The organism is Yoonia ponticola (assembly GCF_014199395.1).
GTDB lineage: Bacteria > Pseudomonadota > Alphaproteobacteria > Rhodobacterales > Rhodobacteraceae > Yoonia > Yoonia ponticola.
On sequence record NZ_JACIJM010000002.1, the window covers coordinates 125,538 to 141,064 of the forward strand.

General features: G+C 55.6%; 13 protein-coding genes. 9 read left to right on the forward strand and 4 right to left on the reverse strand.

The features are described from left to right. Positions 1-24: 24 nt before the first annotated feature. From FHS72_RS03480 to mdoH, 6 genes are all read left to right on the forward strand, one after another. Complete coding sequence (locus FHS72_RS03480) at positions 25-1,638, forward strand: thiamine pyrophosphate-binding protein (RefSeq protein WP_183525656.1); 1,614 nt, start codon at positions 25-27, stop codon at positions 1,636-1,638. Continuing rightward, positions 1,638-2,819 carry a CaiB/BaiF CoA transferase family protein gene (locus tag FHS72_RS03485; RefSeq protein WP_183525659.1) on the forward strand — a complete coding sequence of 394 codons (1,182 nt, stop codon included), beginning with the start codon at positions 1,638-1,640 and terminating at the stop codon, positions 2,817-2,819. Before FHS72_RS03480 ends, FHS72_RS03485 begins: the two co-directional genes overlap by 1 nt. Positions 2,820-2,966: 147 nt before the next feature. Beyond that, on the forward strand, positions 2,967-4,340 hold the full coding sequence (locus FHS72_RS03490) for a tetratricopeptide repeat protein (RefSeq protein ID WP_183525662.1): 1,374 nt from the start codon (positions 2,967-2,969) through the stop codon (positions 4,338-4,340). Positions 4,341-4,364: 24 nt separating this feature from the next. Beyond that, positions 4,365-5,588 carry an OpgC family protein gene (locus tag FHS72_RS03495; RefSeq protein WP_183525664.1) on the forward strand — a complete coding sequence of 408 codons (1,224 nt, stop codon included), beginning with the start codon at positions 4,365-4,367 and terminating at the stop codon, positions 5,586-5,588. Next, the gene (locus tag FHS72_RS03500) at positions 5,585-7,108 is read left to right on the forward strand and encodes an OpgD/OpgG family glucan biosynthesis protein (protein WP_183525666.1); all 1,524 of its coding nucleotides are present in this window, start codon (positions 5,585-5,587) and stop codon (positions 7,106-7,108) included. The genes FHS72_RS03495 and FHS72_RS03500 overlap by 4 nt, the downstream gene beginning before the upstream one ends. After that, positions 7,096-8,994 (forward strand): glucans biosynthesis glucosyltransferase MdoH, encoded by a 1,899-nt coding sequence (gene mdoH / locus FHS72_RS03505; protein WP_183525669.1) that lies wholly within the window; start codon positions 7,096-7,098, stop codon positions 8,992-8,994. The genes FHS72_RS03500 and mdoH overlap by 13 nt, the downstream gene beginning before the upstream one ends. 2 nt (positions 8,995-8,996) lie before the next feature. Here the strand turns inward: mdoH and FHS72_RS03510 are convergent, their stop codons facing one another. From FHS72_RS03510 to pncA, 3 genes are all read right to left on the reverse strand, one after another. Further along, entirely contained in the window at positions 8,997-9,833 is an 837-nt protein-coding gene (locus FHS72_RS03510) for a CE1 family esterase (protein WP_221235339.1), read from the reverse strand. Next, complete coding sequence (locus FHS72_RS03515; RefSeq protein ID WP_183525672.1) at positions 9,817-10,278, reverse strand: rhodanese-like domain-containing protein; 462 nt, start codon at positions 10,276-10,278, stop codon at positions 9,817-9,819. Before FHS72_RS03515 ends, FHS72_RS03510 begins: the two co-directional genes overlap by 17 nt. Before the next feature lie 102 nt (positions 10,279-10,380). Continuing rightward, positions 10,381-10,971 (reverse strand): bifunctional nicotinamidase/pyrazinamidase, encoded by a 591-nt coding sequence (gene pncA, locus FHS72_RS03520; protein WP_183525675.1) that lies wholly within the window; start codon positions 10,969-10,971, stop codon positions 10,381-10,383. A 160-nt stretch (positions 10,972-11,131) separates the two neighbouring features. Here pncA and FHS72_RS03525 point away from each other — a divergent pair, with 160 nt between their 5' ends. The 3 genes from FHS72_RS03525 (at position 11,132) to FHS72_RS03535 (ending at position 14,426) form a co-directional block, all read left to right on the forward strand. Continuing rightward, entirely contained in the window at positions 11,132-12,382 is a 1,251-nt protein-coding gene (locus tag FHS72_RS03525) for an Hsp70 family protein (protein ID WP_183525678.1), read from the forward strand. A gap of 82 nt (positions 12,383-12,464) precedes the next feature. Continuing rightward, a complete protein-coding gene (gene trhO / locus FHS72_RS03530) occupies positions 12,465-13,370 on the forward strand; it encodes an oxygen-dependent tRNA uridine(34) hydroxylase TrhO (RefSeq protein ID WP_183525680.1) in 906 nt (301 codons plus the stop codon). A gap of 6 nt (positions 13,371-13,376) precedes the next feature. Beyond that, positions 13,377-14,426, forward strand: coding sequence for an AbrB family transcriptional regulator (locus FHS72_RS03535; protein WP_183525683.1), 1,050 nt, complete (start codon positions 13,377-13,379; stop codon positions 14,424-14,426). Here FHS72_RS03535 and FHS72_RS03540 read toward each other — a convergent pair. Beyond that, complete coding sequence (locus FHS72_RS03540) at positions 14,423-15,523, reverse strand: flagellar basal body P-ring protein FlgI (RefSeq protein WP_183526523.1); 1,101 nt, start codon at positions 15,521-15,523, stop codon at positions 14,423-14,425. The two genes, FHS72_RS03535 and FHS72_RS03540, sit on opposite strands and share 4 nt — an antisense overlap. Positions 15,524-15,527: the final 4 nt, after the last annotated feature.

The window sequence follows — 15,527 nt, forward strand, 5'->3', positions numbered from 1 at the left end:
CGACAAACAGATCAAGGATTTCTCATGACCGAAACATTGCGTGCCGCTGATGTGCTTGCCCGTCGCTTGTATGAAGCGGGGTGTCGTCATGCGTTCGGGATGCCGGGCGGCGAGGTGTTAACCTTGATCGATGCGCTTGAGACGGCTGGAATTGCGTTTCATCTGGCCCGTCATGAGAACGCGGCGGGGTTTATGGCCGAGGGCGTGCATCACGTTGACGGTGCGCCCGCGATTTTGGTCGCGACTGTTGGACCCGGTGCAATGAACGGCGTGAATGTGGTCGCCAATGCCGAGCAGGATCGCGTGCCGCTGATCGTGCTGACCGGCTGCGTCGATGCGGCTGAAGCCCAGAGTTACACGCACCAGGTTCTGGATCATCGCAAGGTGTTTGAACCGATCACAAAGGCTACGTTTACGCTGGATGCGCAGGCGGCTGGTATCATCGCGGAAAAGGCGATTGGGATCGCGACCGAGGGCCGGTCCGGCCCTGTGCATATTGATGTGCCGATTTCTGTCGCTGATGCGCCTGCCGTGCCTGCGCCGTTGCGGCGTGCCGTGGCCAGCGATGTGGCCCCTGTTGGCAGTGATTTGTTGACGGCCCGCGATTGGCTGTCCGAGGCTGTGCGTCCGGTGATGATTGTGGGTTTGGATGTGATCAAGGACCGCTCTGCCGAGACGGTGCGCGCCTTTGCTGAAATTCACGGGGTTCCGGTGATCACGACCTATAAAGCGAAGGGCGTGATGCCCGAAGATCACCCGCTGTGCCTCGGTGGTGCGGGGCTGTCGCCGTTGGCCGATAAGCATCTTTTGCCGCTGCTGGACGAGGCTGATTTGATCATTTGCGTCGGTTACGATCCGATTGAAATGCGTCCCGGCTGGCAGGACGTCTGGGACCCGATGGTGACAAATGTGATCGACATTACCGCCACGCCAAACCACCATTTCATGCACCAAGGAACGGTAAATTTTATTGCTGATACTGGGGCTACGTTGGCGGCATTGTCCGAAGGGATTCCGCCCTGTGCGACCTGGCCGGATGGCGAGCCGGAGACGGTGAAAACGGCCCTTGCCACTGCGTTTCCGCGCGATGATGAATGGGGGCCAGCCGCTGTGATTGCAGAGTGCCGCGATGCGCTGCCAGTTGATACGATTGCGACGGTGGATAGCGGCGCGCATCGGATTTTACTGTCGCAAATGTGGGAATGTTCGGACCCGCGCACGCTGCTACAATCGACGGGATTATGCACGATGGGATGCGCTGTGCCGCTCGCGATTGGCGCGAAAATGGCGGCCCCTGACCGGACGGTCGTCAGCTTTTCCGGAGACGCGGGATTATTGATGGTTGCTGGTGATTTATCGACGGCAGCAGAGAACGGTCAGAACACGATTTTCGTGGTGTTTGTGGATCAATCGCTGGCGTTAATTGATTTGAAACAACGGCAGCGTAAGCTGGACAATAACGGCGTTGATTTCAGGGGGCATGACTATGCCGCCATTGGTCGTGCGTTTGGCGGTTACGGGGCGACTGTGACGACTCGCGAAGAATTGCGTGAGGCGCTTGAGGCGGCGCAAACGGCGGATAATTTTACGTTGATCGCGGCGGTGATCGACAAACACGCATATGATGGGCGTATCTGATGGCTGGCGCGTTGGATGGGCTGCGTATTCTTGACCTGAGCCGGATTTTGGCGGGGCCTACGTGTACACAACTGCTGGGTGATCTGGGGGCCGAGGTCATCAAGATCGAAAACCCTGCAACGGGCGGTGATGACACGCGCAGTTGGGGGCCGCCGTTTGTTGAGGGCGTGGATGGTGAACCGACTGATTTAAGCGCGTATTTCATGTGCGCGAACCGGAACAAACTGTCGGTTGCTGTCGATATTGCGACGGTGGAAGGGCAGGACACGATCCGTGCCTTGGCTGCCGAGTGCGATGTGGTGATCGAGAATTTCAAGCCCGGTGGGCTGGCGAAATACGGGTTGGACGCGGACACGTTGTTGGCTGCTGATCCGGCGCTTGTGTATTGTTCGATCTCTGGATTTGGGCAAACGGGTCCGAATGCGAGCAAACCGGGTTACGATCTGATGGCCCAAGGCTTTGGCGGGATCATGTCGTTGACGGGTGAACCGGATGGTGAACCGATGAAAGTTGGCGTGGGTGTTGCCGACGTGATGTGCGGGATGTACGCGACGATCGGGATTTTGGCGGCGCTGCGGCACCGAGATAAAACGGGTGAAGGGCAGCATATTGATGTCGCGTTGGTCGATAGCCAGATTGCGTGGCTGATTAATGAGGGTGTGAACCACCTTACAAATGGTGAACTTCCGAAACGGCGCGGGAATGGGCATCCGAATATTGTGCCTTATCAGGTGTTTGCGACCAGTGACGGGCATGTGATTGTTGCTGTCGGCAACGACGGGCAGTTCCGTAGGTTCTGCGCGTTTCTGGACGTGCCGCATTTGGCGGATGATCCGCTTTATGCGACGAACCCTGCGAGGCTGGCAAATCGCGACGCACTGCTGGCGATGATTGTACCACTGATCGCGGCGCGTCCGATGGATGATGTGATCGCCGGACTAGAGGCCCGCAAAGTGCCGGTCGGTCCGGTGCAGACGCTGGATCAAGTGTTCGGCAGCGCGCAGGTCAAAGCCCGTGATATGATCGCGACGATTCCCACAAATGACGCAAAGTCAGGCGACGTGCGGGTCATCGGGAATCCCCTGAAGCTCTCGAAAACGCCTGTAACCTATCGACGTGCGCCGCCGCGCTTTGGTCAGGACACAGATCATGTTTTAGGCGAAATCAAGCCGAAACGCTGAATAAACAGCACCTTACCTCTGCAATACTGATAACAGGTCCGTTATTCACGGGTCTGTGAGATTAATTCTGGCCATAGTGCCTGTATGTCAGTGCCAACGAATGCGCGGCGATGTCCGCGATATAGCTTTTTAAAGAACGGACGACGCATGACGCAGGACATATTTGGCCAAACGACGACAATCGCAACCGGCCCTGCGCTAGAGGCGTGGAATAAAACACAGATGGCGTTTCTGGCGCATGGTGCGGCGACACCCGGACATTTGAGTGAGGCGTTAACCGCGTCGCCTGATTTCGCGCTTGGTCATGCCGTCAAAGGCATGTTTTACACGTTGTTGGGCCGTAGTGAATTGATGGAAACGGCGCGTGAAGCGTTAACCACGGCCCGTGCCGCTGCGCAGGCAAACCCAATTAGCGCCCGCGAACAGCATTTTATCGACGCGCTTGCCTGCTGGATTGATGGGCAACCCAAAGCCGCGATTGCGCACTTTGAGGCGAACATCGCCGCTGCACCTGACGATATTCTAGCGGTTAAGCTGGATCACGCGACTCGCTTTGTCCTTGGGGACAATCGTGGGATGCGCCAGATGCTGGAAAACGTGATGCCAGCCTATGGCCCAGACCACCCCGGACGTGGCTATTTGATGGGTTGTTATGCTTTTGCGTTGGAAGAAACTGGCGATTATTCGCGCGCGAAAACTGTTGGCCGCGAAGGTATGCTGATCGCGCCGGATGACGCGTGGGGCTTGCATGCAGTCGCCCATGTTCATGATATGACAGCCGATGCGACGGGCGGAATTAAGTGGTTAACCGGACGCGAAAGCGCGTGGGCGCATTGCAACAATTTCCGTTATCACGTGTGGTGGCACAAGGCGTTGATGCACCTTGATTTGGGTCAGCATGATGTTGTTTTGGACCTGTATGACCGCGAAATTCGCCAAGACAAAACCGATGATTATCGTGATATTTCAAATGCTACGTCGCTTTTGTCTCGGCTCGAACTGGATGGCGTCAACGTCGGTGATCGTTGGGAAGAACTGGCTGATCTGTCCGCGAACCGGACTGAAGACGGCTGTCTGATCTTTGCTGATCTTCACTACATGTTAGCGCTGGTTGGCGACAATCGCGACGCGGAAATCACGAAACTTCTGGGCCGTTTACACCGCGATGCGTCTAGCGGAAAAACAGACATGCAGCGTGCGATGGCATCCCCCGGCATGGCAATTGCCACCGGATTAGAGGCGTTTGGCGAGGCGGAATTTGGCAAAGCATTCGTCAATCTGGCACGTGGGCGGAAAACCATCCAAGATGCGGGCGGATCACACGCGCAGCGTGATGTTTTTGAACGATTAACTATCGACAGTGGCATCCGTGCTGGCTACTTGGACGAAGCCGAAGATATCCTTGCCGCCCGCTCGATCCGCCGCAATGGCCATGAAGATGGTTATGCTGCTGCCCGTCGGTCGCTGATCTCTGAGGGCCGCGCCGCCGCTGGTGTCGCTGCCCGTTTTCCGGCTGAGTAAAACCGGAACCAAGGACGGATATTGATGGCCACAGCCACACACCCAGACATGCCGCGCGTACGCGACCCAAGGCTAGATTTTTATCGTGGCATTGCGATGCTCGTTATCTTTACGTCGCACACGCCCGGCAATTTCTGGGGCGGCTGGATTCCCGGTCGCTTTGGTTTTTCCGACGCGACAGAAATCTTTGTGTTCTGTTCTGGAATGGCGTCGGCGATTGCCTTTGGCGGTAGTTTTGATCGCCGCGGCTGGTTGTTAGGGACCGCCCGTGTGCTGTTTCGCTGCTGGCAGGTCTATTGGGCCCATATTTGTCTGTTCTTTGCGCTGTCGTTTATGTTGATCGCGCTGGATAGTTTCGGGTTTGAAAAGAACTATGTGAACAGTCTGAACCTGAGCCAGTTTTTCAACGAGACCAAGGACCATCTGTTTGGTCTGTTAACCATGACCTATGTGCCGAATTATTTCGACATTCTGCCGATGTATATCATGATCCTGCTGATGATGCCTCTGGTGATGGGGCTTGCATCGGTTCATGTCGGGCTGGTTTTCGCGTTCTGCATAGCGCTTTGGTTTATCGCACAGACGGGCATTATGATCGCGCTCGGGACCGAGCGGATCGCGGTATCGTTGCCTGCGTCTTTGACCAGCGACCGCCCGTGGTTCTTTAACCCTTTTGCGTGGCAGTTGGTGTTTTTCACTGGTTTTGCGCTGGTGCGTGGCTGGTTGCCGCGTCCGCCTGTTAACACTCTCTTGGTCGTATTGGCGTCTATCGTCGTGCTGGGCATGATGATGTTGTCCAACGTCGCGATCCGCGAATGGGGTTTTGACTGGGCTGCTGATTGGCGTCGTGCGAATCCGAATTTGATTACGAAGACCGATCTTGGCATCGCCCGTTACACGCATTTTCTTGCCCTCGCCTATCTGGCTTACGCCATTGCGGGCGATGGTGGACGTCGGTTGATCATCACAGGTCGGACCGCATCGGCGCGTTTTGGCAAAATTATCGTCGCTTTATTAACCAAAGTCGGCCAACAATCGCTTGCCGTCTTCATTGTCGCGATGATGCTATCGATTTTCGTAGGATTTGTTCTAACTGAGACAGGGGCCGTGGCCGACGACGTCACGCCTCTTAAGTCTCACGTTTTCGTCGCTGCCGGGAATATTCTCGGCTGGGCGTTTCTTGTTTTTATTGCCTACACGGCCGCTTGGTTCAAAAGCCAACCTTGGAGAAAGTCTGCTACAGGATGATTTCACGTCGCGCCCTTTTAATCAGTATGTCCGCCGCTGCTGTTGCTGGCCCCGCCTATTCCCAGGCTACGATTGAACCACTTTGGAAACCGTTTGCCCCTGAAATGGTGACGGAAATGGCGCGGGAGCTTGCCAAATCAGCTTATGCGCCTGTGCCGCAAATTCCGCAGGAATGGCTGGACCTGACCTATGACGAATTTTCGCATATTTGGTTTGATCCGCGCAAAGCTGTCTGGGTTGGTGAAGACCGCCCGCTGAAGATGGACCTGTTTAGCGCTGGATTGTTTGTGCCGCGCCCTGCTGAGGTGAACATCGTTCAGGACCAGAAATCCAAGACGTTGCCATTCAACATTGATCTGTTTGAAACGACTGATGAATTCCCTGATTTGCCAACCGGCGAGACGATGGGGTATTCGGGTTTCCGCCTGCGCACGTCGATGACGACCGCCGAAATCTTTGAAGAATTTACCGTGTTTCAAGGCGCGTCCTACTTCCGTGCGATTGGGAATGGTCAGAATTATGGCTTGTCTGCGCGTGGTTTGGCGTTGCGGACGGCTGATCCTGACGGCGAAGAATTCCCAGACTTCACCAAGTTTTGGGTCGAAGCCGCAGAGGCTGGCGATACCCAATTCGTCGTTCACGCGCTGCTGGATAGCCCGTCGACGACTGGTGCATATACGTTCCGCATTCGTGCGGGCGCAAAGGGCGAACCGACTGTGATGGACGTCGAAACGACGCTGTTCCCGCGTGTTGATCTGACGCATGTTGGCGTCGCACCGCTGACGTCGATGTTCTTGTTTGATGAGACGAACCGTAACCGTTTCGACGATTTCCGCCCTGCTGTTCATGATAGCGAAGGGTTGTTGATCGTAAACGGTAACGGCGAAACGATCTGGCGGCCGCTTGCCAACCCGACCCGTGTGCAGATTTCATCGTTTACCGACGAGAACCCCCAAGGTTTCGGGCTGATGCAACGGAATCGCACTGCTGACGATTATGCCGATTTGGAAGCGCATTACGAGAACCGTCCGTCGCTGTGGATTACCCCGAAAAAGGGCTGGGGTAATGGTGTGGTGGAACTGATCGAGATCCCTGCTGATCTGGAAATCTACGACAATATCGTCGCCTATTGGCGTCCTGCCGAGCCGTTAACCGTCGGGTCCGAGCATCATTTCAGCTATGCGATGCGCTGGGGCGGCGAGCCTGTTGGCCTGCCGGACGTTGCTCGTGTGACGAATACACGGATCGGAAAAGGGTTCGATCAGGTTAAAACCGTCTTCGCGATTGATTTTACGGATCACCCTGATCTGCCCGACAATCTGGACGATGTGACACTGACAATCCGCACGAACACGGGTGACGTGTCGCCCGGTGTTCTGCAACGCAATCACGGAACCGGAGGGGTGAGGCTTGCGTTTTCACTGCTGCCGGGGGATGCGCAAGCTGTTGAAATGCGGGCGCAATTACACTTGAACGGCACCGCAATCACTGAGGTATGGCTTTACAGATGGACGATCTAGACCGCCAAAATCAAGCCGGGTGGATGCCAACAACGGCATCACGCGCAATGCCGATCCAGCAGTTGGATCAGCCCTATTTTGATGCAACCGCGCCTATTTCAACGCCCGCCGGATCACGCACCGTTTGGTGGCGTGCGGCGACGTTTTTGCCCGCGATTGCAGCAACTGCCGCGTTGATCGCAGCTTTTAGCGACTGGTTCGCTATGGACGGCTTTTCCGCGTTTGAGGGGATCGTGATCGCCTTGATCGCGTTTACCTTTTTCTGGATTGCCTTATCGGTGAGCACATCATTCTTGGGTGTCGCGAACTTGCTTTGGGCGCGTCCGCGTGTCGCCCATGATGGCCCCGTTACGCCGATGAAAGTCGCGTTGCTCGTGCCAGTCTATAACGAAGACACAGCAGACGTATTCGGCAACGCCGCTGCGATGTTGCAGGCGTTGGACGAGCAAAAGCACGTCCATAGCTTTGATTTATTTATCCTTTCTGACACGCGCGATGCGGATATCGCAGTCCAAGAAGAACGCGCCTTTGCGGCGCTGCGTTCGCAATTGAACCTTGGCAGCGATGTTTATTACCGTCGGCGCGTCGAAAATGTGGACCGCAAGGTTGGCAATCTTGCTGACTGGGTTGAAAACTGGGGCGGCGCTTATGAGGCGATGCTGGTGTTGGACGCCGATAGCTTGATGGCGGGTGAAGCGATCATTGGCCTGACGGATGCGCTGGCGTGCGACCCTTCAGCAGGGTTAATTCAATCGTTTCCAACGCTGTTTGGTGCGCAATCGCTTTTTGGTCGGGTTCAGCAGTTTTCAAACCGCGTTTACGGTGCCGCTTTGGCCGAAGGTCTGGCGAAATGGACCGACCGAGAGGGCAATTATTGGGGACATAACGCGATTATTCGCTCTGCCGCTTTTGCGTCCTGCGCTGGGTTGCCGAAGGTGATGAACCGCAAAGGCAACGGGCGATTGATCCTGTCGCATGACTTTATCGAGGCGGGTTTGCTGCGCCGTGCGGGCTGGTCTGTTCGGTTTTTGCCGCGCATTGGCGGGTCTTACGAAGAGGTCCCAGCGACCCTGATCGACTATGTTTTACGGGACCGGCGTTGGTGTCAGGGCAACCTGCAACACCTTGGTTTGATTGGCTCACGCGGGTTTCATGCCGTGTCGCGTTTCCATCTGATCAGCGGTGCAATGGGCTATTTGATGTCGCCTGCGTGGTTTGCGTTGCTGCTGGTTTGGGCCTTGGTCGGCGACGGCGATCAAACCAACGCAATTCGCTATTTTTCCGGCTACGATCCGCAAGTTAACTGGCCTGCCATGACGGCTGGAAATTCACTGGCGATCCTTGCGTTTATGTACGGGATGTTGCTTGCGCCAAAGTTAATGAGCGCCGCCGCCGCGAGCCGTTCCGGTCTGAATATGCGCGATATGGGCGGCGCGTTTCAGTTCGTTGGATCGTTGATCGCCGAGATTTTGCTGTCGATTCTGTATGCGCCGATCATGATGGTTCAGCAGACGATTGCCGTGATCCGCACGGTCGTCGGCTATCAGGAAACCTGGACGCCGCAACAGCGTCGCGGTGGGCGCTATAGCTTTGGCGTGATGCTGAAGTTTCATGCCGTCGAGACGCTGATGGGTGCAACGATCATCGCTGGCATGACCCAAGGTCTAGTTAGTTTTTGGCTCATGCCGATTGCGATTAGCTTGATCGGTGCGGTTCCGCTGTCTGCGCTGAGCGGTGTGAACCTAGGCGCAAAAGGCTGGTCGGGCCGTCAAATGGGCACGCCTGAACACCTGAACGCGCCTCGGATTATTCGCATGGCAATGGCTGAACGCGAGCGGTTTGCGGCTGTGCTGGCAACCCCCGACAAGGGCATTGCCGCGCAGTAAGGTTAATCTGGTAGCGCTTCAAACCAGTCAAACATGTAAGTTGACCACCCCTGCGGGATTCCGTGTCCGCCGGGGTGCAGGACGAATTCAAGCGCGGTTCCGGCATCGCATTCCTCCCATGTCCGGACCCAGAAATCACCTGATGTGTCAAAGCTATCGGCCCGCAATCCGTCGCATCCGTTTTCGGCCCGCCACAGGCCCATTGCGTGCCAGACATCGCCTTGCAGGATCGATCCGCCGCCTAATGGGCGCCCTTCGAGAGGGACGGTTTTGTCTTTCCAGCCGTGCGTGTGCAACAGCCGAACCGGACCTGCGCAGTCGGTCGGGTGCGGTCGCCAAAAGCTGCCACCGACGGGTGCATATGCCGCGAATGCTGTGGGGTCCTGGCACGCGATGTAGCTGGCGGTTGATCCGCCAATCGAGAACCCACCAAGAATAATGTTGTCACGGTCGATGCCAAAACGGGCGGCGACGTCATCGGCGATTTGTCGGAAAAACGCCATTTCGTCGCGTTGCTGCGGGCGGTCAGGGTGGAACGACCAACTGGTTCCCGAGCGGCCATTTTCGCGTTCCAATCCGTTCGGCCCGATGACGGCGTATCCGCGTGCATTTGCGTTGTCTGCCATGCTGCCCGAACGGGTCGATCCGTTGCCCGAACCGCCTGCCCCATGCAGGAACATTAAGGCCGGAATATCCCCGTCCGCCCCGTCGGGTAGTGCAATGTGATAGGTGCCAAGCGGGACCTCGCAGGGCTCTGGATCGGGTCCGCATCCGGCCTGTGCAGCCGTTCCGATGAGTGTCGCACAGAGCGTGGCGATGATTTTAGGTATCTTTGACAAGTGGTAGTCCTCTCGCGATCCAGCCCGGCCCTGCGGCAGAGCCTAACATCCCTTCGGGGACGTCGATAATGTTGGTGAAGCCGTATGTTATCAATTGATTAGCGACGCGCGCAGACCGCACACCGCGTGCGCAAATCAAGGCGATGGGCGCGGTCAGATCACCATCTGCAGCCTGTTGAACGCGCTTTGAAAAGTCATCGGCACGCAGATCAATCCGGTGCGCGCCCTCACCAGTACCTGTCGCGGCCCATTCGTCTGCTCGGCGTATATCGATCAGGGTAATTTTGCCAGAAGCCGCCATTGCATGGGCTTCGGTTGCGGTCAGAATTCCGCCTGAGAAGCTTTCTGTCAGGGCGGAATAGAAGGTGTTTTTGCCGCCGACGACGGCAAATCCTGCAGCGATTACAACAATGGCTCCCGCCCCAACAAACGCGCGTCGGTTCATGTGGGGACAGCGGATTTCGCAATGATCTGATCGCGCATTTGGGTGCTCCGGCAGGCTGTGCGGTTGGTTCAGTCTACCGCAAGTCAGGGGCGCAAAGGCAAGTCACATCAGAGTGACACCGGCTTTTTTCATCTCTGCCTTAGCCGCGTCGAGCGACCCGTCAAAATCAATTGCACGGCAGAGGGTGGTGTTCACGGCCACCCTGTACCCGAGCTGCGCTGCGTCAATCGCTGAAAAATTCACACAAAAATCTGTGGCAAGACCCACCATCACAAGGTCGGTGATGCCGCGCGTTTGGAGATATCCATGCAGGCCTGTCGGCGTTTTGTGATCGTTTTCGAAGAACGCAGAGTAGCTGTCGATCGCGGGGTTATACCCCTTGCGAATGATCATATCGGCCGCGTCGGTGTTCAGGTCACTGTGAAAGGCGGCACCAGATGTGCCTTGGATGCAATGGTCAGGCCACAACACTTGGGGGCCGTAGGGCATTTCCATCATGCTCATGGGTGCTGCGTCGTGCGTCGATGCAAACGACGAATGTCCGGCGGGGTGCCAGTCTTGCGTTAGAATTACCGCGTCGAAACCCGTCATCAGCGCGTTGATCCCCGGCACGATCAAATCGCCTTCGGTGACGGCAAGGGCACCACCCGGGCAAAAGTCATTTTGGACGTCGATTACGATGAGGGCTTGCATGGTGAATCCTTTGTTAATCACGGCGAATTTGCCCCATCTCTCGGCGGAAGTCACCCACATCAGCCGACTGTTGCCGATGAATTTTACTCTAACGTGGGGACAGGGCTTGGCAGGCTGGTCAGTTTAAACTATCGCCGCGTTTTTACATTTGGAGAACGTGATGTTTCCGCAAACGCTAGGCATTGATTTCGGAACATCTAACACCGCTGCGGGCGTTATGGCGGGCGATCGGCCCTATCTGATCGAAGTCGAAGCCGGAAAAACCACGCTGCCCACGTCCGTATTTTTCGACACGCAACGCAAGGTCACGACCTATGGATCCGCCGCGAATGCCGCGTTGATCGAAGGTCGCGAGGGGCGTTTCATGCGTGCGCTCAAGTCGGTTTTAGGCACGCCATTGATGCGCGAAAGGCGGCAAGTTGCCTATGAAACGTTAACCTTAATCGAAGTCGTCGCGCGTTTTTTGCAAACAATCCGCGAACGCGCCGAAGCTGCTACGGGTCTGACGTTAAAACATGCCGTGTCTGGCCGTCCGGTGCTGTTCCACTCTTCGGACCCCGCGCGAAACGAACAGGCATTGGTCGATCTACGCGAGGCTTATGGCATCGCCGGCTTCGACAGCGTCGAGTTCTTGTTTGAGCCTGAGGCCGCAGCGCTCGCGACTGGCACGATGACGGGCCTCGGTTTGATTGTTGATATCGGCGGCGGCACCTCGGATTTTTCGGTCTTTACCCGCGATGGTGCTGCGACGCAGATTATTGCATCACATGGCGTTCGCCTTGGCGGTACTGATTTTGATAAATCGATCAGCCTCGCACGGGTCATGCCGTTGCTGGGTCGTGGTGCTGAAATTCGCAATGACATGGGGGCTGGCACTTATCTCGCGCCCAATGCGATCTTTAATGATCTGGCGAGTTGGGAGAAAATTCCGTTTCAATACAATGCTGAAACCCGCAAGATGGCCACTATTTTTTCGAAACAAGGTATCGATAAAGCGCTTTTTAACCGTCTGTATGACACGCTTGATCTTGAGTTGGGGCATGACATCGCCTTTGCGGTTGAGCGTGGCAAGATCATGGTAAACAAACCCGATGCGCCAGACGCCGCGATTGATCTCTCGGTGTTGGAGCCAAAGCTACGTGCGCCCATTTCGCCGACGATGCTGCAAGACACGCTGTCCGATCACGGCGCAACTATCCGACAATGCGCGAAAGAGACGATTGATCGGGCGGGGATTGAGACAGACAAAATCGGCACTGTGGTTTTTGTTGGTGGCTCTAGCTTGATGCATGTCGTTCGCGATGAAATGCGGAACTTGTTCCCGAATGCAAAACTGGTGGATTCCGAAGCCTTCACAGCAGTGGCAAGTGGCCTTGCCATGGCCGCGCATGCCGCAGATCAGCGGCGCTAAACGGCGTTAACCATCCTCACGAATTTGGCGGTTTCGATTGGCTGGGCTTGCCCATTTCGCATGACAGGCGTAATTCAAAGACATGTATATTGTCGCTGCTCTTTATCACTTCACCCGCTTTGCTGACCCTGCTGCATTGCGCGAACCGCTTTTGGAATTGTGCCGTCATCACGGGATTGGCGGGACTTTGCTGCTTGCCCATGAGGGTGTGAACGGTACAATTGCTGGTAGCCGGAACGGCATCGACGCCGTACTTGCGCATTTGCGCGCGCTTCCGGGCTGTTCGGATTTGGAACACAAGGAAAGCCTGTCTGACACGCCGCCCTTCAACCGCATGAAAGTGCGCTTGAAACGCGAGATCGTGACGATGGGCCAACCTGACGTCGATCCGCTGGCGGGCACTGGTCATTATGTTGATGCCGCCGAATGGAACGCATTAATTACGTCACCCGATGTGGCCGTGATCGACACCCGCAACGATTACGAAGTGGGTATTGGGACGTTCGAAGGCGCGATTGACCCTGAGACCAAAAGCTTTGGTGAGTTCCCCGCATGGTGGGAAGCGAACAAAGATAGGTTTCATAACAAACGCATAGCGATGTTTTGCACCGGAGGCATTCGCTGCGAAAAGTCGACAAACTATTTAATCGGCCAAGGCGTTGAAGACGTTTACCACCTGAAAGGCGGTATTTTAAAGTATCTCGAAGAGGTCCCAGAAGAAGAAAGCACTTGGGATGGCGAGTGTTTTGTTTTTGATGCGCGGGTTAGCGTTGGTCATGGCCTCGCAGAGGGTCCGCATCTGCTGTGCTACGCATGCCGACGTCCTATTCTGCCCGAAGATCGTGACCGCCCCGAGTTTGAAGAAGGTGTTTCGTGCCACCAATGTGTGGATGAAAAAACGGAAGACGACAAAATACGCTTTCGGGAACGTCAAAAACAGGTCGCTTTGGCACGTGCGCGCGGCGAGAAACATATGGGTAGTTTGTAAAACGCGATGCAGTGGGCCGAACAAAAATATGTGGTGCTTGCGTTAACAATCGGTTTGGTTTTCGGGGGGCTCGGCCAGCTTTCTGGGTTGCCGCTGCCTTGGATGCTTGGTCCGATGATCGGGAATACCATCGCGGCGCTGCTCGGTGTTCCCGTCAGAGGACCGGACAAGTTGAGACCGCTGGTGATGCCCGTTATCGGTGTCATGTTGGGGTCTTCGGTTACGGTTGCGTTATTTTCGCAACTTGGTGACTGGGTCCTGACCCTGATCCTGCTTCCGATCTTTCTCGTTGCAGCTACTGGTATTTCCTTTCTCGTCTACAGCCGCATCGGTAAATACGACGCTGTAACTGCGTTCTATTCCGCGATGCCCGGTGGATTGAACGAAATGCTCATGATGGGTGCTGCTGCGGGCGGTGATGAAAAACGCATTGCATTGGCACATGCAGCGCGCGTTCTTATTGTCATTTTTTTCGTCGTATTGTTCTACTGGCTTGCATTGGGGGTCACGAGCATCGGTTCAGCTGGCTGGATTGGCATTAGTGAGTTAACTTACTTAGACTACGCAATATTTGGTTTTTGTATGATCGTCGGGGCATGGCTGGGCCAATTATTGAACTTTCCAGCTGCACCAATTTTCGGTCCGATGCTACTCAGCGCCGCAGCGCATTTGATCGGCTGGGTGTCAATTGCACCGCCCACCGTATTTATTATCGTAGCACAACTCGTCATTGGTACTGTCATCGGATCACGATTTGTTGGCGTTTCTCCCGTCGCCGTCGCAAAAGATTTAGCCCTCGCGGTGGTTTCTGCGACCAGCATGCTATTGATCTCTATTGTCTTTGCGGAAATGATCGTTTGGACGACCGGCATGGGTATGAGCCAAGCCTTTCTTGCGTACTCACCTGGCGGGTTAACTGAAATGACACTTCTTACGTTAGCTATGAACCAAGACGTAACCTACGTCTCGGTCATGCACTTGTTTCGTATTACGATCGTGATCGCCATCGCCCCTATTGTTTTCGAACGCGTCGTGAAGCGTCGCCCACAGCGTTAACGAACAATGAATTCGGCGTGAAGCGCACCACTTGCTTTAATGCTTTTCAAAATATCGATCATATCACGTGGCGCAACGCCAAGTGCGTTTAAGCCAGCGACGACTTCACTTAGCGACGTGCCTTCGCGAATTTCCGCGAGCCCAATTCCCGGCTCCTCTTCGATCCCAGCGTTTGTTCTGGGCACGACAACAGTCTCACCCGGTGAAAACGGGTTTGGTTGGGATATCAAAGGGGCCTCTTCAATGCGCAGGGTCAATCCGCCTTGACTGACCGCCACGCGGCTGATGCGAACGTCATCCCCCATCACGATGGTACCCGAGCGTTGGTCCACGACGACCCGAGCCCTGCGCTCTGGTTCGACCAAAACGTTTTCAATTTGACCCAAGGCATGTGCCGGTGATCGCGCCTGTGTACCGACGATATCAATTTGAACGGTCCCCGCATCAAGCATCAAAGCAACAGATCGACCGAACGTCGCGTTTATGGCCTGCTCGATCCGCGCCGCAGTCGTAAAATCCGGTGTGCGAAGCGCAAGTCGAAGGGACGTTAACCCCGCAAAATCAAAGTCAACTTCGCGTTCAATTATCGCCCCCGAAGGCACGACACCGGCAGTTGGAACCCCCTGAGTGACCCGAGCACCTTGACCTTCAGCCGTTACCCCACCCGCGATGATCGTTCCTTGTGCTACGGCATAAATCTCACCGTCGGCGGCATTGAGCGGCGTCATAATCAATGTCCCGCCCAGCAGGCTGGTCGCATCGCCGATTGCGGAAACGGTCACGTCCATGGGACTACCCGCGCGCGCAAAAGGTGGCAGACTCGCGGTTACCAGAACGGCTGCGACATTCTTGGGGCGAAACTCTTCGCCAGTGACATTCACGCCTAAACGTTCGAGAATATTTGTCATAATATCCTCGGTAAATGGTGCATTTCGCAATCCGTCGCCGGTAGCATTTAGTCCGACAACTAAACCGTAGCCCAAAAGGTCGTTTGACCTCACGCCATCAAATTCCACGAGATCCTTCAACCGAATAGGTGTTGCGAAGACTACAGCTGGAATGAGGCAACATAAAACGCAAGCTAAAAGCTGTTTTATTGTA